This window comes from Nocardia sp. NPDC059154 (assembly GCF_042755705.1).
Classification (GTDB): domain Bacteria; phylum Actinomycetota; class Actinomycetes; order Mycobacteriales; family Mycobacteriaceae; genus Nocardia.
The window spans coordinates 1-19,360 of record NZ_JBHZCS010000032.1 but is presented as its reverse complement, the minus strand read 5'-3'; the positions used below and the strand labels follow the sequence as shown (position 1 = coordinate 19,360).

The 19,360-nt window shown below is 65.9% G+C and carries 16 protein-coding genes and 3 pseudogenes; 11 read left to right on the top strand and 8 right to left on the bottom strand.

Translation table 11 applies throughout. The features are described 5' to 3' along the window. Positions 1 to 418 precede the first annotated feature (418 nt). Positions 419 to 1,084 (bottom strand): hypothetical protein, encoded by a 666-nt coding sequence (locus ACFXN1_RS26145; protein WP_379444637.1) that lies wholly within the window; start codon positions 1,082 to 1,084, stop codon positions 419 to 421. Positions 1,085 to 1,329: 245 nt separating this feature from the next. On the opposite strand from ACFXN1_RS26145, the gene ACFXN1_RS26140 reads away from it, so the two are divergent. The 9 genes and pseudogenes from ACFXN1_RS26140 (at position 1,330) to mobF (ending at position 14,340) form a co-directional block, all read left to right on the top strand. Continuing rightward, positions 1,330 to 2,415, top strand: a complete 1,086-nt coding sequence (locus ACFXN1_RS26140) for a DUF4192 domain-containing protein (protein WP_379444638.1) — start codon at positions 1,330 to 1,332, stop codon at positions 2,413 to 2,415. Continuing rightward, positions 2,412 to 2,582, top strand: a complete 171-nt coding sequence (locus ACFXN1_RS26135) for a hypothetical protein (RefSeq protein WP_379444640.1) — start codon at positions 2,412 to 2,414, stop codon at positions 2,580 to 2,582. The genes ACFXN1_RS26140 and ACFXN1_RS26135 overlap by 4 nt, the downstream gene beginning before the upstream one ends. A gap of 12 nt (positions 2,583 to 2,594) precedes the next feature. Then, positions 2,595 to 3,280 (top strand): annotated as a pseudogene (gene dprA, locus ACFXN1_RS26130) (DNA-processing protein DprA). A gap of 149 nt (positions 3,281 to 3,429) precedes the next feature. Further along, on the top strand, positions 3,430 to 3,669 hold the full coding sequence (locus ACFXN1_RS26125) for a hypothetical protein (RefSeq protein ID WP_379444641.1): 240 nt from the start codon (positions 3,430 to 3,432) through the stop codon (positions 3,667 to 3,669). A gap of 113 nt (positions 3,670 to 3,782) precedes the next feature. Then, the gene (locus ACFXN1_RS26120) at positions 3,783 to 5,474 is read left to right on the top strand and encodes a ParB/RepB/Spo0J family partition protein (protein ID WP_379444643.1); all 1,692 of its coding nucleotides are present in this window, start codon (positions 3,783 to 3,785) and stop codon (positions 5,472 to 5,474) included. Positions 5,475 to 5,538: 64 nt separating this feature from the next. After that, the gene (locus ACFXN1_RS26115) at positions 5,539 to 6,042 is read left to right on the top strand and encodes a single-stranded DNA-binding protein (RefSeq protein ID WP_379444644.1); all 504 of its coding nucleotides are present in this window, start codon (positions 5,539 to 5,541) and stop codon (positions 6,040 to 6,042) included. Positions 6,043 to 6,413: 371 nt separating this feature from the next. Further along, positions 6,414 to 7,850, top strand: a complete 1,437-nt coding sequence (locus ACFXN1_RS26110; protein WP_379444645.1) for a hypothetical protein — start codon at positions 6,414 to 6,416, stop codon at positions 7,848 to 7,850. A 418-nt stretch (positions 7,851 to 8,268) separates the two neighbouring features. Then, the gene (locus ACFXN1_RS26105) at positions 8,269 to 8,433 is read left to right on the top strand and encodes a hypothetical protein (protein ID WP_379444647.1); all 165 of its coding nucleotides are present in this window, start codon (positions 8,269 to 8,271) and stop codon (positions 8,431 to 8,433) included. A 312-nt stretch (positions 8,434 to 8,745) separates the two neighbouring features. Next, positions 8,746 to 14,340: a MobF family relaxase gene (gene mobF / locus ACFXN1_RS26100; RefSeq protein ID WP_379463687.1), complete on the top strand. Its 5,595-nt coding sequence runs from the start codon at positions 8,746 to 8,748 to the stop codon at positions 14,338 to 14,340. A 227-nt stretch (positions 14,341 to 14,567) separates the two neighbouring features. Here the strand turns inward: mobF and ACFXN1_RS26095 are convergent, their stop codons facing one another. The 4 genes and pseudogenes from ACFXN1_RS26095 to ACFXN1_RS26080 all read right to left on the bottom strand — a co-directional run bounded on the left by ACFXN1_RS26095 (position 14,568) and on the right by ACFXN1_RS26080 (position 16,055). Beyond that, the gene (locus ACFXN1_RS26095) at positions 14,568 to 14,888 is read right to left on the bottom strand and encodes a transposase (protein WP_379446434.1); all 321 of its coding nucleotides are present in this window, start codon (positions 14,886 to 14,888) and stop codon (positions 14,568 to 14,570) included. 77 nt (positions 14,889 to 14,965) lie between these two features. Beyond that, positions 14,966 to 15,235: pseudogene (locus ACFXN1_RS26090) on the bottom strand (IS3 family transposase); the annotation flags it as partial. 2 nt (positions 15,236 to 15,237) lie between these two features. Further along, positions 15,238 to 15,519: pseudogene (locus tag ACFXN1_RS26085) on the bottom strand (transposase); the annotation flags it as partial. Positions 15,520 to 15,716: 197 nt separating this feature from the next. Continuing rightward, positions 15,717 to 16,055 (bottom strand): Lsr2 family protein, encoded by a 339-nt coding sequence (locus ACFXN1_RS26080; protein WP_379446432.1) that lies wholly within the window; start codon positions 16,053 to 16,055, stop codon positions 15,717 to 15,719. 30 nt (positions 16,056 to 16,085) lie between these two features. On the opposite strand from ACFXN1_RS26080, the gene ACFXN1_RS26075 reads away from it, so the two are divergent. Beyond that, the gene (locus tag ACFXN1_RS26075) at positions 16,086 to 16,316 is read left to right on the top strand and encodes a trypsin-like peptidase domain-containing protein (protein WP_379446431.1); all 231 of its coding nucleotides are present in this window, start codon (positions 16,086 to 16,088) and stop codon (positions 16,314 to 16,316) included. A 981-nt stretch (positions 16,317 to 17,297) separates the two neighbouring features. Here ACFXN1_RS26075 and ACFXN1_RS26070 read toward each other — a convergent pair. After that, entirely contained in the window at positions 17,298 to 17,870 is a 573-nt protein-coding gene (locus ACFXN1_RS26070; protein ID WP_379446430.1) for a 2-phosphosulfolactate phosphatase, read from the bottom strand. Between the two features lie 84 nt (positions 17,871 to 17,954). Here ACFXN1_RS26070 and ACFXN1_RS26065 point away from each other — a divergent pair, with 84 nt between their 5' ends. Further along, on the top strand, positions 17,955 to 18,134 hold the full coding sequence (locus tag ACFXN1_RS26065) for a hypothetical protein (RefSeq protein WP_379446429.1): 180 nt from the start codon (positions 17,955 to 17,957) through the stop codon (positions 18,132 to 18,134). Positions 18,135 to 18,346: 212 nt separating this feature from the next. Here the strand turns inward: ACFXN1_RS26065 and ACFXN1_RS26060 are convergent, their stop codons facing one another. Next, the gene (locus ACFXN1_RS26060; protein ID WP_379446782.1) at positions 18,347 to 19,192 is read right to left on the bottom strand and encodes a 3-hydroxybutyryl-CoA dehydrogenase; all 846 of its coding nucleotides are present in this window, start codon (positions 19,190 to 19,192) and stop codon (positions 18,347 to 18,349) included. A 58-nt stretch (positions 19,193 to 19,250) separates the two neighbouring features. Continuing rightward, a partial coding sequence (locus tag ACFXN1_RS26055; protein WP_379446784.1) for a hypothetical protein occupies positions 19,251 to 19,360 on the bottom strand: 110 nt, incomplete at its 5' end.

Here is a 19,360-nt window from a genome sequence, read left to right as displayed (position 1 = left end):
GCCATCAACCGATTGCCGAACTCGGCAACATCCCCAGAAAGCGACACGGCCGCCGCAACCTCCCACTAGGAGTGTTGCGACGACCGCTAGAACCCGCGACGGGTTCGTTTGCCGGGGTGCGTTCTTGTTGGTCGTGTCAGAAGTCCTTGCCGGTCCACGAGTCGATCCCATAGGCGCGCGTGGGGCTGCCGATCGTGTCTTTCGACGAGCCAATGATCCCGAAATAGCGGGGTCGCCGAGTTCACCGGCACTACACCGCCGGTGTCGTTCCAGGTATCCGCGGCCGTCGCGCTGTCGTGGAGACGACAACGACGACCTCGCCGCGTAACCCACCCGGCCGCATCACGCCTGACAGCCTGGCTCCGGAAAGCCTGTGGCCGGCTCTCGATGTGTCAGGGAAATCGACGCTGGTGACCGCTCAATCCGGCGAATGTTCCTCTGTTGGTTGGTCTTTCGAGTTGAGCATTTCGGCGAGAGGGTGCGGCCGAGGTTCGGGGATCGGCGGGCCTTGCGTGGCTGCGGGCTCGGGGTCACTGCCGACACCAACAGTCCTCGGTTGTTGTCGCGGCTCGGGTTTCAAACGAGTCAGCGTCGCGGGAGACTGCTCGACAGCCGTCGTAGTTGCCTCTGCCGGATCGAATGCCTTGTGCTGCGGTGACATTGGATCTTCGTCCTTGGCTGGGCTGTTGTCACCTTTCCGGAAGACGGCAAGGAGTTCGCGGGCCCGCTTGATCGGGATTTCGAGCAGGTCGGCGACTTCGGCGTCGGTGCCGACGTGCGCGCGAACCACAGTCGCGGCAGCTGCTTGATCCCGTTCGAGGGAGTCGATCTCGACTGCCGCGCGGGTACGGGCGTCGTCGATCTGCTGTTGCAGCGCGGCGACCTCTTTATCTCGGCGCTGCACGGTGACCTCGATGGCATTCCAGGCGGTGATGAAGTCGGTTTCCGCGCCGGTGAGGGTTTTCTCCTTCGCTTTGGCACTGGCTCGCCGCTGCTGGCTTCGCTGGCGCGAGCGCTCCAGACGCGCAACGAGTTCGGGTGATTGGCGGCTGGTCCGTGGTGAGAGTGCACGGTCGGAATCCATGACGGATCGCTCCTGGGTGATGTCGACGACACCGCCCGTTCCTCGCAGATTTCACGATACCCGCCTCGCGGATTCACATCGGCCTCGCCGTCACCGGCGCAACCACAGCGCGTGACGCGTGAGTTCGCGTTCGCGGCCGCCCAACTCGGCGGCCATGTACCTGTGTACCGCTCACGCTGCTGCTCTGCGTCCTTCGTTTTTCGACCTTCTGATGCGTCCACCCATTGCGAAAGGAGCTGAATTCTGTGGCGATCCCGATCACAGATCCCGGTGAACTGATTGCGGCGATTCCAGCATTGTTGGGGATCGTCCCACACCGGTCTGTCGCCTTCGCGGTGATGACCGCGATGCCGGACCGCGCCGACGCGCAGGAAATCTGGTGTGTTGCCCGCGCCGATCTTCCCCCGCCCGGCAAGCCGGAGGGATATCTGGTTATCGCGGACCAGATCGCGCGGATCTGCCTGGACCCACGCGTCGCGGGATTGGTCGCGGTATTCATCGGCGAACGATCCACCCCTGCGACGACCGCGAGCGACAGGGAATTCGGGGTGTTCGTGGAGCATCTGCGGAGGCGGTTCTCCGAGCGCGGCATCGAGGTCGGCGGGTTGATGGTGCCCGAACTCGTGCCCGGTGCGCGATGGCGCAGCGTGTTCAATCCCGACTGGTCCGGGACACTTCCGGACCCCGCCAGCTCACCGGTAGCCGAACACAACGCTCTTCGAGGACGGCCGGTGCTCAAGGATGACGAGCTCACACAGCTCGTGCGCGTGGACCCTGTTCTGCGTGAGCGGGTCAGCGCCGCGATGGGTGAGGCCGGCGTCGATGCGGCCCGCCGCCTGGGGCGCGCCATCCGGATCGGCAACCCGGACGCCTATTCCCGCATAGCGCTGTGGCAGGTCGTGCACACGATCAAGGACTCCGCCGACCGGACACCGCCCGCGGAAACTCTCGCGCATGTCGCTGTCGCCCTACGCGACAACGAGGTTCGCGACGCCGCGTTCGCCATCGCGATCGGTGTCCACAAGACGGCCGCGGAACGGCTGTGGTCGACCATGATTCGGGCACTGCCCGATCCCGACCGCGCCCAGGCTGCCGCCTTGCTAGCCTACAGCGCATACCTGCGCGGCGATGGGATTCTCGCCGGCGCGGCGCTCACTGTCGCCCTCGAATCCGACTCCGACCACCATATGGCGCGCCTTCTCGATGTCGCGCTCACTCACGTGGTTGCACCGGACCGGATCGCCCGTATCGCCAGAGCAGGGATCTCGATCGCCGAACGCCTACGCATCGACCTCGGCGTCAGTAACGACGACAGGCAGGTACACCAGTGACCACACCCGATCATCGACTCCTCGCCTGGGCCTTGCTGTCTCGGGCAGCGCTGACCACACCGGACCTGGTTCGTGATCTCCTGCGCGAACATGACGTACTTGAGGCCGCCGACCACGTCACTTCCCTTGTTCGCATATTCCCGACCAAGCCGAGCCTGCATGCCTAGGCCGAACACGACCTGGCGCGCATCGATCGTGTCGAGGGCCGACTGCTCACCCGCGACGAGCCCGAATGGCCGACCGCACTATCCGATCTCGACCGCATCGGCGCGTTCAGCCCGATCGCCATGTGGCTGCACGGATCCGGGGACCTGTCCACGCTCACCACACGCGCGATCGCTGTCGTCGGGGCAGGCGCATCCACCCAGTACGGGAATCGTGTCGCCGACCGCCTCGCTGGTGATCTCGCCGCCCGTGGCTGGACGATCGTCAGCGGCGGTGCGTTCGGCATCGATGCCGCCGCACACACTGCCGCCCTCGATCAGCACGGCACCACCATCGCCGTGCTGCCCTGCGGACTGCACCGTCTATTCCCGCAAGGCAACGCCGACCTGCTCGCCCGCATCAAGTCCACGGGTCTGCTGATCAGCGAATACCCACCAGGAGTGGACCGACGCGCGAGCGGTTCGTCGCCAGGAATCGGATTGTCGCCGCGCTGGCCGCGGGTGTTGTGGCGTGTGAAGCCGGGATCCGGTCAGGCACAGCGAACTCCGTGCGGTGGGGCAACGAACTCGCCTGCCCGGTCGCGGCGGTGCCGGGACCGATCGACTCCCCGGCATCAACTGGTTGTCACGAGTTCATCCGCGACGGTCGCGCTCATCTGGTGACCTCCGCCGACCACGTCCTCGACCTGCTCAACAGCTGACCACGGCCGCCCCCGTCGACGTCACAGGCCAAGTGTCGCGATTGACCGCACCGCTACAGCGGTGCTCGAGCTCCGCAGCGATCTGGGTACGCGCGCGGCTGCTGACTGTCGTCCGTTCTGAATCCACCATCACCTACCGGAGGTTGTTCATGGCATCCAAATCTGTTCCTGTCAGCCAGGTTTCGCGCAGCGACTACGACCGTCTGGTCCATCGAGGTCAGGCAGGACCGGTTCCGGTGATCGAGTCCACCCCGGTTCTGGACCGGTGGCGGGCCGATCACCCGGACTGGAGGGGCCGGTATTGGACCTATGTCCTCGACGACCGCGGTGTGTTGCGTCTGCGGCCGCTCAATGTCGCTCGCGCCGAACGCCGCGCGACCGCCGCCTGACCCTTCGCATCGATCCTCACCCGCACGGGCCGCTCGCGTCGACATCGCGTCGATGTGGGCGGCCCTTGCACCCGCTACCGCCAGGAGGTTTCCCTCTTATGGACTCCGCTTCCATGTCTACCGCCACCGCGGTTCTGGACCCAGATACGACACCCACCCACGCGCCCGCACCCACTGATCTCGTTCCGCCCGAGGCTCCGGACTTCCCAGAGCCCGACACCGAACTCGACACCACGGAACTGCCCGCGGTCGAGGCCCTGTGGGTGCGTCCGGATCAGTTGGTGATCGCCGAGAACGTCCGCAAGACCTTCGACCTCGCCGAATTCACCGAGTTGCGGGACTCGATCACCGAATTCGGTGTGCAGACACCGATTCGGGTCCATCGTCGAGACAAGGACACGTTCTGGGTGCTCGAGGGCCAGCTCCGGACGCTCATCGCCGCAGAGGTCGGGACCCGGTTCGTTCCGGTATGGGTGATCGAACCCGACACCGGCGTCGACGAGAACGAGCGGCGGATCGCCACCACGTTGATGCAGATGAACACCAACGATCGTCGTGTGGCCATGGTCGAGGTCGACCGCGCTGACGGCATCGCGTTGATGCTTGATCTCGGCGCGTCGGTGACCCGCATCGCGAAAGGGTTGCAGCGCAAGCGATCCGAGGTCAAGCAGATCGCCGCGATCGCGCCCTCGCCCACCGCACGCGGTTTGGTCGATGCCAACACCTACAGCCTCGATCAGTTGGCCGTCATCGGCGAATACGAATCTCTCGGCGACACCGACGCGGTCGAACGCCTGCTGGCCGTGCCGCGTTCGCGCTTCGGATACCTTGCCACCCGGATCGCCGCCGACCGCCACGAAACCCGCGCCCGACTGGAAGCCGCCGCACTCTACGCCGGACTGGGTTTCGGTGTGCTCACCGAGGAACCCGACACCAGTGGCGACGAGCCCGCGTTCCACCCGGCAGAGTTGCTCGAGACCAGCGATGGTGAGCCAGTCACCGAAACATTGATCGCGGCCGATGCCCCGCGGTGGGTCGTCTACATCGACATCGAGGAAAACGGGCAACTCATCGACACCACCACCAGGGAGATCGTCGATCCCGACACCGTGGACTGGGACACCACCGACAACCACGCGGCCGACCCCGGCCAGGGATTGCGGCATGCCAGCACCGTGGAGTACCGCGACCAGTGGGTTCCGGCGTACTACCTGCCCTCGGATCAGCTACCGGATTCGGGATTCACCGTTCGCCCACCCGCTCCCGGCCGTACCGGTGACCGCGCCGAAGCAGTCCGGCTGACCGCGGAGCAGGTGACCGCCGAGCGGGAGCAGGCACGCCGGGAGCGGCGGATCGTCCGGGAACTGAACAAGCGCGGCGCAGCGGCAAAACAGCGCCGCGAGGAATTCCTGACACGGCTGCTGGCCCGCCGCACGCCTCCCGCTCAGGCCGCCGGGTTCGTCGCCGAGGCGCTGGCGCATGACCCGGATCTGTTGTCCGCGTTCCACGGGCCCCGCACCACCTTGAGCCTGCTGGGGATCTCGGGGTTCACCAGTGAGTTGGTTGCCTCGATCCAGTCCGCGACCGCGAGCCGGGCGTGGGTGATCGTGCTGGCCATGGTCCTCGGCGCGTTCGAATCGCGGACCGGCAAGGATGCCTGGCGTTTCCGCGACCGCGGCATTCAGCGGTATCTGCGGTTCCTCGCCGCCGTCGGTGAAGCCATGGAGTTCGAACTGGTCGATGTCGAGCAGGCCGCCGCCGGGCTTGTCGACTTCCACGACATCGAGATCGACGCCGCAGCGTAATCGCCGAACAGCTGATGCGGCGGAATCTACTACCGATCAATGACTTTCAGGAAGGAGAGTCCCCTTGGCGCTCGACACGACACTGACGGTGATCGGGAATCTGACCGGAGACCCGGAACTGCGATTCACCCCGGCCGGCGATGCGGTCACCAATTTCACCGTGGCTTCCACGCCCCGCTACTTCGACCGGAAAACCGGCGAATGGCGCGACGGCGAAGCACTGTTCCTGCGTTGCGGACTCTGGCGGCAAGCCGCGGAAAACGTTGCCGAAAGCCTCACCCGGGGCGCACGTGTGATCGTCTCAGGTCGGCTCAAACAGCGCAGCTTCCAAACCTCCGAGGGTGAGAAACGCACCGTCGTCGAACTCGACGTGGACGAGGTCGGCCCCTCGCTACGATATGCGACCGCCACGGTGAAACGCAACCAGGCAGCCGGTCGGACCACCGCCGAGTCGCGCACACCCGCAGGAAACGGGTTCGGGCAAGCCGGTTCCGTCGATGATCCCTGGCAGGCAACAGCCTTGGCCACCGTTGGGGCCGCCGCTTTCGACGACGACCCAGGATTCTAGCCTTCCAGCTTCACCGTCACTGCGGCACGAGCCGCAGTCCCGTTCGGTGGAAGTAGTAGTGGTGGTAAGTGGCCTGCTGGCCTGTCCGACCAGCCATCTCGAGGGCTACCAGAGCCAGGCCAGCCACACCGGCAGGTCCGCGCCCGGCGCAATCGAATTCCCGCGCGCCCAGCCTTCCCCCCGATCTTCCGTCACGGGGGTCAGCGCACGGGAATTCGCTTCCGCACGCCCGCCGCGTCCCCGCCCGGCGCGTCGGACCCGTCCCCGGTTGATCGCCCTCGGCTGGTCGCACAGGCCAGCCGGTCACCCGCGTCGTGTCGTCGCCGCACGTGACCGCCCCGTGAATCCATCACCCAGACAAGGGACTTCCCATGACCGAATCCACCGCGTTCCTCGACGCCATCGCCACCCTCGATTACACCTTCACCCACGACCGCCGCGCCGCCCGCCGAGGCTTCACCGACGCACTCGACCTGGCCACACCCGCGGACCATGCATTCCTCGACGGCCTTATCGACACCTTCACCCTCTACCCGTTCCACACCGCGCTGAAAAGGCTCGCCGCGCAGTACGATCACGAGCCGCACAATCGCCAGCGACTGGCCAAACTCGTTCCCGACACCGATCCCGGGCTCTATATCCGTGATCGCGCCGACCGGCTCGCGCTCATCGAGCAACGCGCCAAACAGAACAACACGACCGTCGACGACGAGTACTTCCCCCTGCACACCGACTTGGTCACCGCGGAACTTCCGCCCCTGCCGATGCGGCAATGGCGCAATCCCCCCGCCCGCACCTACCTCGCACCCCGCAAGGACACCGACAAGTCCCGCAACACCTCCGCCAAGATGCTCAAGCGAATCCAGCAGCGCACCAAGCGCCGCCCAGCCGAACATGAGCCCAAACTTGTTACCGAGTACGCGGCCGAGACCCTCTACACCGACACCATGGCCGCCGACATCGCCACCGCCCAAGCCGCCGAAACCCGCGCGGTCGAACGCGGCCTGATGAAACCGCCCTCCACCCCATCGACTACCACGCGCGCCGTCGGTGCCGCACAACCGGTTCCGGCCGCCGACGCCCGCGCACAATGGGACTTCACCTACGTCGCCTATGTCGCCGAACAGCATCAGCACGCACGCGCGCTCGCCGGGAAACGACCCGTCAGCGACAACAGCGCGGTCACCGCCTCCATCCGTCGCACCACCCTCTACGGCTACGGTGACCGACGCTCAGCAATTCCGTTCCAGGGCAACGGCCTCGACTACGACCAGGAAGCCTTGACCATCGTGCTCGGGTGGCGGTGCGTGTCGTGTTTCGTCGAACGCGCCGAAACCGACCGCCGCATCCTCCACGCCCGCAACGGACAACTGCGCAGCGACGACGGCCTGTGCGACTACTGCCGCGACGACCAGCGTCCCGGCCTCCCGCCCCTTCCTGCCGGGTTCAACGCCCGCGACCTCGCCACCGCCTACTGCCGGTTTTTCGCCGCAACATACCCGGCCGCCGCGCGCCCCCTACTGACCGAGGTCCGCAACCGTGCACCACGGTGGCTGTCCGGCCTCATCGACGAATTCCTCACCACCTCCTGCCTTCCCGCAGCCACTACCGCAGCGCACCAGCCGGAGCCCGCGACTCCGACCGCCAGGCCGACACGGCAACGCGGTCCCGTGCACGGTGCCGGGCAGCACACCGGCCGCTGTGACGCCTGTACACGCATCACCGTCATCGCCGACGACAGCATCTGCAGTTCCTGCCGTGTCTGGCTGGGCCTCGAGGTTCCGACACCACGTCACCGCGCCGCCTGAGCAACCGGATCGGTCCCGCGTGTCCGATCCGACGCGCGGGACCGCTCGCACTGCCCAGCCGCAACCGACGAAAGGCCACCCAATGCGCGAGCCGTCCAACCAAGGCGAGCCTGACCGTGAGATCGACCTCTCGGTCCAGATCACATGTCGCCGCTGTTGCGACACACGGATATTCCCAGTCAATCCGGCCGACTTCGCTGGCTGGGCCCGCCGCATACCCGTCCAGGATGCGTTCCCTCACCTGTCCGAGCGCGAGCGCGAGTACATCAAGTCACGAATCTGCCTGGACTGCTGGACCAACGAACTCGGCGCTCATCCGCCCCGCACCTAGCACGCCTTCATGCACTCCGGTCCGTCGTGGTGATCACTCCTGCGGCGGACCGGCAACCACCGCCAACCATCCAACGAAGGAAACTCGATGCCCACCGCATTCGCGATCCTGCGGTACACCGCCATCTACATTCTCGTCTTCGTCGCGTTCTACCTCGCCACGTACGTGATGCTTCGCGTCCGGCCGATCGACCTGAACCCGTCGATCCAGATCACCTGCCCCTCCAGCGATCCCGCCGTCCGTCCGGCCTAGCGGCCGGCCCCCCCAGCCGGCCATCAGCATCGACAGGTAACCGAACCATCGGCTACCTGTCGATGCTGCAACACCTCTCACCCCACCCAATCCTCCATCCACATCCAACGCATCACATTCGCACCTCCACTCCGCCTTCACATCTCACCTTGCCCACACTCCCCCATTCCTTTCTTTCCCCTATTCGCGCGAGCAGACCTCTTGCATATCGGAATACAATTCGATAACGACCAGCCGAAATCGCCAAACTGGTAAATTCCTTACCAGACTGGACTATAGCAATGCGCGGTCATTCAGGGTTTCGATGAATGTGTGACAGCGACGCTGCACAAGGTGTTGGCCGGCAACGGCTATTTGTATTACCTGCGGCAGGTCGCCGCTGACGATTCCACCGACCGCGGTCCCGGGACGCTCGCCGATTACTACTCGGCGCGAGGTGAATCACCTGGTCGGTGGCATGGTAGCGGTCTGTCCGCGCTGGGATTGGCCGCCGGGAACGTGGTCACGGAAGTGCAGATGAAGAGCCTGTTCGGTGAAGGTCGCCATCCGAACGCCGACGCCATCGAGACCGAGGTCATCGACCGCGAGATCGCCGCCGGCGCCAAGCCCAAAAACGCGCTGCGCGCAGCGAGCAAGGCCACCCGTCTGGGGCGTCCGTTTCGGGTGTACAACGGCGACAACGAGTTCCGAGAACGCTGCGGGACCGCGTTCGCTGAACACAATGCCGCACAAGGTCTCCCACGGTCGGCAGCTGTTCCCGACGACACCCGTGCCCGAATCCGCAGCCGTGTCGCCACCACGATGTTCACCGAAACGATCGGACGGGCACCCCTGGATGCACGGGAGTTGTCGGGATGGGTTGCCCGCAACTCGCGCCCGCACTCGGCGGCGGTCGCGGGATTCGACATCACCTTCAGCCCGGTCAAGAGCGTATCCGCCTTGTGGGCGATCGCCCCGAAAGCGGTCTCGAACACCATCGCCGCCGCGCACGACAAGGCCATCGACGACGCCGTGGCCTGGCTGGAACAGCACGCGATCTTCTCGCGGCTCGGAGCCAATGGGGTGCGGCAGGTCGATGTCGAAGGGATCATCGCCGCGCGGTTCGTTCACCGCGAATCACGGTGCGGAGACCCTGATTTGCACACACACCTGTTGATCGCCAACCGGGTGCGCACCCTCGATGGCCGCTGGCTGACCCTCGACGCCGCGGTGATCTACCGGCTGATGGTCACCGTCAGCGAGATCTACAACACCCGCTTGGAACACCACCTCGAATACGACCTCGCACTGTCGTTCAGCGAGCGGCCCGGCACCGACCCGTCGAAACGGCCCATCCGCGAAATCGACGGTGTACCACTGGTGTTGATCGAATACTGGTCACGGCGCGATGCCGCGATCACCGCCCGCCTCGGCGTACTCGCGGCCAGGTTCGATCGTGAGGTCGGGCGCGAACCGATGCCGAAGGAAATGTTCGCCCTCACCGAGCGCGCCACCCTCGAGACCCGACCGGCCCGGCATCGGTCGCGCTCCTGGACCGAACAGCGCGCCTACTGGCGCCGACAAGCCGAAACGGTTCTCGGCTCACCGGAACTGCTGTCGAACACCGTGTCCGCCGTCCTGTCTCACAAGCCCGCACCACGCCGTGGTCTCACGTCCACAGAGATTGCGGATATCGGGCGTCGCGTTGTGGCGACGGTGTCCACGGAGCGGTCGAGCTGGCAGTGGCACCATGTCCGGGCCGAAGCCGAGCGACAACTGCGCGGACTACTGAACAGAGATCAATGGGCCACCACGGTCGAAGCCGTGGTAGCCGAGGCACTCTCACCTGTGCACGTGGTCGCTCGAGGCGATCCGGACATCACCGCCGAGCCCGTCCTCGCCGAAATTCCCCCGATATACCAGCGCGCCGATCACACCAGCGTCTACACCAGCGCCGTCACCCAGACCTACACCACCATCCACCGGCTGGGCACCACCCAGCGGTTGATCGAGCTGTCGCTGCGCATCGGCGCCCACACCCTCACCGACCGCGACGTCGACACCGCGATCCGCGCCTACCACCGCGACCCCGCCAACACTGGGCGTCGGCTCAACGCCGGACAGGTCGCGGTCATCACCGATTTCGCCCGCTCCCCCTGGTTCATCACCACCACCAACGCACCCGCCGGCGCCGGGAAAACGACCGCCATGCGCGTGCTCGCCGACGCCTGGCGCACCGACGGCGGCACCATACTCGGCCTAGCGCCCACCGCCGCCGCGGCCGCGGTACTCGGCGAAGCGATCCACGCACGCACCGAAACCGTCGACAAACTCCTCGACATACTCCGCAAACACTCCCCCACCACCATGCACTCGGCCGACGATCGACCGTTTCCGCCGTCGCTGCCGCAGTGGGCGCTCGATATCGACGCACACACGTTGGTCATCATCGACGAGCACGTCCGCCTCGGAGACGACAAACGGCTACAGCTGTTCGAATTCCTTCTCACCCGCCAGGCAGCAGTGAGGTGTGTCGGCGATAACCATCAGCTGCCCGCTATCGAAGCCGGTGGCTCCGCGGCCGACACCGCCGACGCCGCCCGCGCCTCGACCATGACCCACGTCGTGCGCTTCGCCTCCAGCATCGAAGCCTCCGCGAGTCTCGCACTGCGCGAAGGAGATCCGAGCGCCCTCGGGTTCTACCTCGACCACCAGCGAGTTCGGTCGGGATCACCGGCCGCAGTGCGCGAACAGACGTATGCGGGATGGATCGCCGACCATCTGGCCGACCGTGACACCGTCATGCTCGCCGCCACCAACGACATCGTCACCGGACTCAACGACCAAGCCCGCGCCGACCGACTCGCCCGCAGCGACACCACCATCGGTGTAGAAGCCGAACTGGCGGACGGACTGCACGCATCGATCGGTGACATCGTGAGCACCCGCCGCAACGATCCCAGACTGCGCCTGGGCCAACAAGACTGGGTACGCAACGGCTACCGCTGGACCGTCACCGCCGCCCACCCAAACGGAGCACTCACCGTCACCCACCTACGCACCGGCCACCGCACCGGCGAAACCACTATGCTCCCCGCCGAATACGTGCACGAACATGTCCGGCTCGGATACGCGATGACCATCGACTCCGCCCAAGGAATCACTGCCGACACCTGCCACGTCGTGATCACCGGCAGCGAATCCCGCAACCAGCTCTACGTCGCGCTCACCCGCGGCGCCACCACCAACACCGCCTACGTCACCACCGCGATCGACGGCAGCGAAGCCTCCTTCTGGACCGAACCCGGCCTATTCCCCCGCACCGCCGTCGAAGTCCTGCAACGAATCCTCGCCCGCGACACCACCAACCAATCCGCGCACACCGAGCTGCGCGACGCACTCGACCCACACCAGCGCCTCGGTCACGCTATCGATGCCTACCACGACGCACTCGCGCTCGCCGCCGAACACGCACTCGGTCCCGAAGAACTCACCGCGCTCGACACCCACGCCGAACAGATATGGTCCAGGCTCACCGACGCACCCGCCTACCCCGCACTACGCGAAATCCTGTCGATCATCGCCCTGTCCGGCCGCGATCCCCGTCAAGCACTCGCCTCCGCCTTGGCCGCGCGTGAACTCACCACAGCTGACGACCCTGCCGCCGTCTTGCACTGGCGCCTCGACACCCCGCACTACTCTCCAAACCACACTCCACCGCTGCCCTGGGTGCGGGGGCTGCCAAAGAATCTGCCCGAGGGCCTGGTCTCCGATCATCTCCGTGCCCGCGCACGGCTGATCACCCAGCTCGCCGAGCAGATTCGCGCCGAAACCCGCACCTGGACCGCCTCTACCGCCCCTGTATGGGCGGCACCGCTGCTCGGCAACGACGCCCTGCTCAGCGACCTCGCTGTCTGGAGAGCCGGCCGCCACACCATCGACACCGACCTACGGCCCACAGGCCCACCAGGATTCACCGTCCGCGAACGCGACCATCAACGGCTGCTGGACGTGCGTGTCACCGACGTGCTCGGCGATCTCCACACCGCGATCACCACCTGGTCTCCCTTGGCCAAACGCCTCGACGCCCGCGTCCTCGACGACCCCTGGTGGCCGCAGCTGGCCGAGCGACTCGATGCCGCTGCCCGCGCCGGCCTCGACATCGACACCCTGCTCACCCGCGCCGCCCGGCGGCGTCCCCTGCCTGACGAGATGCCTGCCGCCGCGCTCTGGTTCCGGCTCGGTCTCGACCCCTCGGCAGTGCAAACCCGTACCGGCACCACACAACTGCGGCCCGACTGGATCTCCCACCTGCACCAGCTGCTCGGCGACCACCTCGCCGACACCGTCATCGCCAGCCCCGCCTGGCCACGCCTGGTCGCCGCGGTCGAGCACGGCACCACCAAGGGCTGGGACCCACGCGAGCTGCTCAACACCGCCCACGAACTACTCACCGCCGCCCAACACGACGACCCAGGACCACGACCGGACCAGTACACGACCGCACTCGCCTGGCGCATCGAAGCACTCCTGCACCCCGTCACCCCATCCCCGGCCACCACCACAGGACTCGGCGAGAACCACAGCGCAGAAACAGATTCGGACGAGCTTATGCCCCACCACGACAGCCACACGGCACCCCCGGACGACAGCGAACCGACTCCGGCCGACCAACACAACCACCCCCGCGGCGCCGACACCGGAGAGGCGATCGCCGAAGGCCTTCGCGCTGTCGCCGCGCTGTTCCACGCTGGCCGTGTCGCCGACGCCAAGGACGCGCTCATCACTGCCTCACGCGCCGCGAGCGACACCGAACTCGACGTCCTCCATCGCGTCGCTACCACGCTCTACCAGTACAGCTTCCCGGTCGCCACAGCCCGACTACGCTGGGCGGCCGAACAATTCCCCCAGCACCGCGCGCTCATCGAAGCAGCCACGCCCGGCACCGACCCGCACACCTACAATCCCAATTTCGGCACGAGACGATCGAGCACTGTCGGCAGCACCGGCCACACCGCCCGCGACCACGAACCCCGCATCGATGACGCGCCCGCCCGCACCCGGCTCACCGCAGACGAGATCGCCGCCGTCCATGGCACCACCGAATACCTCGACACACGAGCCGATGTCGATGCCGCACCCCACCACCTGCCTCTACCTGAAGGCGTTCCTCACCGCTACTACAACCCGCGCCCACATGACCCGCAGCCGACCCAGCATCCCTTGGACTACGACCTCGCCGCAGTACCCGACACCCGCGGATTCGACTGTATGCACTGTGGCCTCGAGCGAGCCTCCCTCGACGCCACCCCACCCCCGGGCCGCCGCGGTGACGACGGCTTGTGCGGCGAGTGCCGCGACAGCAACGCTCCCGCGATCCCCGACCACGAACCGCGCGACCATATCTCGGCTCGATGCGCACACATCGCGAACGTCTACCCTGCGCCTGCGGCGTTGGCGATGCTGCGCCGTGACTGGCGCAGCGCACCCACCGTCGGCATCCGCGCTCAGATCGAAACTTGGGTCACACAGCACCTGACCGATCTCGTCGCGCACCATGTCCCAGACACCGCCGCAGATCTCGCTGCCGCGAATCCCCTCAGTGTGCTTGCCGACGAAGAACTGGCTCAAGATATCGAGCACATCACCCGCCGACTGACGCTCGCCGACACCGAAGCAATTCTCTACGGCCCCGCCCAGCCACAAACCGACACATCATCCAACCCCGACAACGACTGGCTGATCGTTGAATTGGACCAGCTCCAGCACGAGCAACAGCGCCGCTCCCACCTCACCTCCGAAGCGGCAGAGACTGAACGTCATCTCCGCCGCCGCGCTGTCAGCATCGAATCCGACATCCCGGCACCCGACATCGGAACAGAAGCGGCCGACGGCGCCAATCCCTCCAACCCCGGAGCCGATTTGTGACAGCGAGCCCGGGGCAGCACACGGTCCACACGGCGATGATTCGCCGATGCCACTGGGGTCTGTCCAGATAATCGCTCAGACGCACGTCCGGTTTGCGCCGTGAGGCGCTGTGTTTCGAGTGGAGGTGAGAGACCTTCGTCTCCGTTCTGTCGTAGCAGGTCGTTGGAGCTGAGGGCAGCCGTGCGACGTGAGGTCGCACGTTGTGAGTGATCGCATTGTCGTAGCTGTCACCGGCCGACCCGCATTGATTGCGTTATTCCGTTGTCGGCCAACCTGTTCGCGAACCGGATGGCCGTGTAGGTCGACCCGCGGTCGGAGTGGTGGATCAGCTCGCCATCACGGATGTCACGGCTCCAGACTGCGTATTCCAGCGCGCCGAGCACCAGCTCGGTGTCGCAGCGGTCAGAGGTCTTCCAGCCGACGATACGATTGGAGAAGGCGGCGCGGACCGCAGCCAGCCAGAACACACCCTGCCCGCACGGAATCCGGGTGGCGTCGGCGACCCATAACCGGTTCGACTCCTCGGCGGTGAAGTTGCGCTCGACCAGATCTGGCGCCGGGGTGGCCCGTGGATCCTGCCGTGTCGACGGGATTCGCCACTTCTTTCGCAGGAACGCACCCTGAAATCGTGCGACCGAATCAGCCGCTCGACGCGTCTACGGCCAACCCGAATTCCTCTGCGCCGCAGCATGGCATGCACCCTGGGTGACCCGTAGGTGCCACCAGGACTGGTGTGAATATCGACGATCTCGCCCAGCAACTGCTCGTCTTCGACATGGCGGTCCGACGGCCGCACGGAGCGTTTCTTCCACTCGCAGTAGGTTGCGGACGCGATTCCCAAAACCCGTAATACGAGCTCGACCGGGTGTTGGCTGTTCTGTTCGACGAACCGCATGATCACCGCCGGGTCGGGCCGAGCTCCGAGGCGAAATACGCACTCGCAGAATGCAATATCTCGTCGACCCGCTCCGACTCCGCCACCCGCTTCTTCAACGCGCGGTTCTCGGCAGCCATATCGGTCGTCGGCCTGTCCTCGCGTTCGTCGGCGTCGGCCTGGCGGATCCAGTGAAGCAACGCCTCGTGATGCACTCCGAGTTGCTCGGCCAGTTTCCGGATCGCCGGCTTCGGGTCCGACTCCCGATACACGCGGACCGCCCGCGCCTTCAACTCGTCCGGGTACTTTCTTCGGTGCTGCCACGAATGACTCCTTCCGGCCCTATCGGACCGCGGTCAGAGCCAGCCCTCCAAGAAAGCGGGGGAACCTCAAGCATCGGCTTTCTCCGCGGATGCAGGACATTGCGCGGTCTGCTTCTTCGGGTGAGTGCCGATTCTGAGACCTGCCGGCTGAGCACTGACAAGCAGGCAGGTCCCGATCGTTACTTGCCGGCCTTGTTGTATGCGTCCAGGATCTCAGCCGACACCCGACCGCGGCTCGAGACCTCGAAGCCGTTCTTCCGCGCCCAGTTGCGAATGGCCTGGGTCTGCTCGCGATCGACGGCAGGGCGAGTCTTGCTGGCGGTCACATTCCTCGACGCTCGCCCCAGCTTGCGGGCATGCTGGGTCCACTGCTCGAACATCCCGCGCATGTTTTCCGCGTTCAGCTTGGACAGGTCGATCTCGTAGGCAACACCATCGACAGCAAAGAGCACTGTCTCTTCGGCGGCCGACTTGCCGTCATAATCGTCCACCAGCTCGACGACCACTTTGCGTGCCATGAAAGCAGCCTTTCCAGTTGTACCGATGTAGTGATACGGAAGCTTAGTCGAGGCGACGACACCTGGGCTTTCGGCTACCCACGGGTACCCAGTGCGATCGATCCCCCGCCCCTGGTCGTGGACAGGGGCGGGGTCGCAAACCCCGAGGTATCCAGCATGTTCGGCCCCGAATATTTTCTGTTTTCGGCGACTCCGCGGCCCGGCAACAGTGGAGGGCCCATCGTCGCTCAAGATGGGCGGGTCATCGGAATCGTCACATAAGCCCTTGAAGCAAACGGCGCCACGGCTGAAACCGGCATAGGAAAGTCAGTAGTGATCCCTGCCGCCCGGTTCTCCGCGGGCGTGCTTTCCAGACAGATAAACTGGGCGGTTGCCGAGTTGGGATTTGCTCAACGTCGAGAACTGGGAAAGCCCGAGCCTCTGAGGAGCTGGCGGTCCGAAGAGCTGGTCAGGGTTGCTGGTCTGCAGGTTCGCCGGTTCGGCTCTCGCTAATTCGGAATGGCTTCGTCGCGCCCGTTGCCGCAGTGTGGTTCTCACCATGCCAGCTCTTGGCGTTGCTCGGGCATCGGGATGGTGCCACATCTTCTGCCCGCACGGTCGATCCACATCGCCGGGCTTGCGCCTTGGATGGTCGGTCGCTCGAATTGAGTTGGCCACCAATCTCATTCGCACGGTGGCCTGCCGCGAATGCGGGCGCTGGTATTGCTCGGCGCGGTAAGGTCTCGAGCCACTACAGCTCGAGATCGGAGTCAAATTCGTGGGTGGGGCAACTCCCTCGCCGAAGCCGGGGCGGACCGTTTCAGCTTCGCTGCACGGCAATTCGTTGGCGTCCCGCATCACCGTCGGCGCGCCCAGCCCACCGGCCCAGGGTCACGGCGTCGACGGACATGGACTTGGATCGGTGGCGGTGTGGTGTTGGTTCTCGCGATCGTCTTCGGAGGTCAGGTGGTCGTAAACGGCAAGTCTTCCGCGCCCCCATGAACACCTCCATCGCGACGTCGACGACTTCTGCGGCAGGCCCCGTGACCTGGTCAAGGCGGCGCGAGGACGAGGCGCGTTCGGCCCGGTGTATGTGATCAACATGTTCGGAGGGCTTCGGGGTCTCGATCCTGCGGTGTGGACAGGGCGAGCCGTCCCGTCCATGACCGCCAGGCCCACTTCGACCGCGAGACAGCAACCGAACGCGCCACCTGTCTGATGCCCGGCTCGACGCCACCGTCGAGCGCCCGCTCGCTAGTGGCTTCAGCCGGGAGGGAAGTCTGCGGCGGTGAAGAACCCGTCCGGGGCCAGTTTCGGTACGGTGTGGTCGGCGTCGAGGTCGGCTGCGGCGTCGACGTCTGCGCTGAAGCCCTTGGCTATCAATTCCCGCCCGGTTGTTGACTCGCGCAGCCAGTTGGTCAGCCCGTACTGTTCGGCGGCCGCGAAGGTGGCGGCGGCTTGGGCTTCAGCCGATAGAACCATTCCTGTGTCGGCTGCGCAGTGAGCGATTGCTCCGGCGCCGAGCCAGTCCTCGATGCTCGGTCGCAATCCGTCGACACCGTCGAGTGTGGAGGCCCACTGCTCGGCGGCGGCCACCACCGTCACTCGTGTGATCGGGCCGCGGTCGAGTGCTGCCGCACACCAGTGGGCGACGGCGGTGCGGTTGCGTAGGCTGCCGACCAGCAGTGCTGGGGCGTGTCGGGCGTTACCTGCTATGTCGGCGCCGTTGAGTGAGACCAGCGCTACGCGGTCGCCTCGTGTGAGGTTGGTGACGCTGCTCGGTGAGAGTGTCAATTTCGCGCCGGCTTCGTCGCGTAGCAGGGCGGGTTTGGGCACCCCGTATGTTTTGGCCGCGACGTCGGCGCCGCCCAACTCCGCGATGTGGCGCGGGGCAGGGCGATCACGTATGCGCCGGCCGCGATGGCTGTGCTGACGGTTGTGGAGAAGGTCAAGGTGTCGACGACGACGGCGTCGCCGCGTTCGGCGGCGAGCCTCGCCGCCGCTTGGCTCGCCAGAGATGCCGTCAACTTTCAGGCATGCTGCCAATGCCGCTACCTGAAACTTCTCACGGAAGTCTGGCAGTCGGATCGACTTCGATGAGAGCCCCGCGGGCCCCGGATCCCGTTTACGGCTGGATCAGAGTTGTGGATCATCGAGTTGTGGGGTCGTCGCCGGACTGTTGCAGGCAGTCCGGCGACGAGTGCGGGCCGGGGCGAAGGGATCCGGGCCCGCGTCCTTCCCGGTCCCGGTGCTCACGCGGGCAGCGCCGGAACCGGAACCTGATGGGGCGGAAAGCGGATTCGAGTGTGCGGTCAGTAGCTGTAGAACCCGCGTCCGGTCTTGCGGCCGAGGTGGCCGGCGTCGACCATGCGCCGCAACAGGGGCGGTGGGTTGTAGTGGGGTTCGCGGAATTCCGCGTGCAGGGATTCGGCGATGGCGAGGGTGACGTCCAGGCCGATGGTGTCGGCCAGACGTAACGGACCCATGGGGTGCGCGCAACCGGCGACCATGCCCTCGTCGATATCGGCGACGCTGGCGAATCCGGACTCGGCCATGCGAATCGCCGCACACAGGAACGGAATCAGCAGCGCGTTGACGACGAACCCGGCCTGGTCCTTGGACTCGATGGTGCGTTTGCCCAGCATGTCGCGGGCGTAGGCGGTGACTGTGTCGACGACCGCACGATCGGTCTTGAGGGTGGCAACGATCTCGACCAGCGGCAGCACCGGCACCGGGTTGAAGAAGTGGACCCCGACAACGCGGCCGGGGTTGGCGGTTGTGTTGGCGATCCGGATGACCGGGATGGAGGAGGTGTTGGTGGCCAGGATCGTCTCCGGCGCGACGATGGTGTCGAGTTTGGTGAAGAACTCGGTCTTGAGTGCCTCGATTTCCGGGGCTGCTTCGATGACCAGTTCCCGGTCGGCGAAGTCGTCGATCGTGGTCGTGAGGGCGATGCGGTCGGCGGCTTGGTCGGCGAGGTCGCGGTCGAGTTTGCCTGCCTCCACTGCGCGGGTCAGGGATCGTGCGATGCGGGCGCGGGCGAGGTAGGCGGTGTCGGTGTCACGCTCGAGGACCAGGACCTCACCGCCCGCGCGGGCGGCGACCTCGGCGATGCCGGCACCCATGGTGCCGCCACCGATCACACCGATACGGTGCATGACAACTGTCTCCTCACTTCGGCTGAAACACTCTGGCTCTGAAAGGGATTGGCGGTGTTTACTTCACGCGGATGATGAGGGCGTCGCCCTGGCCGCCGCCACCGCAGAGCGCGGCCGCGCCGACACCGCCGCCGCGGCGCTGCAGCTCGAGCGCCAGGTGCAGGACGA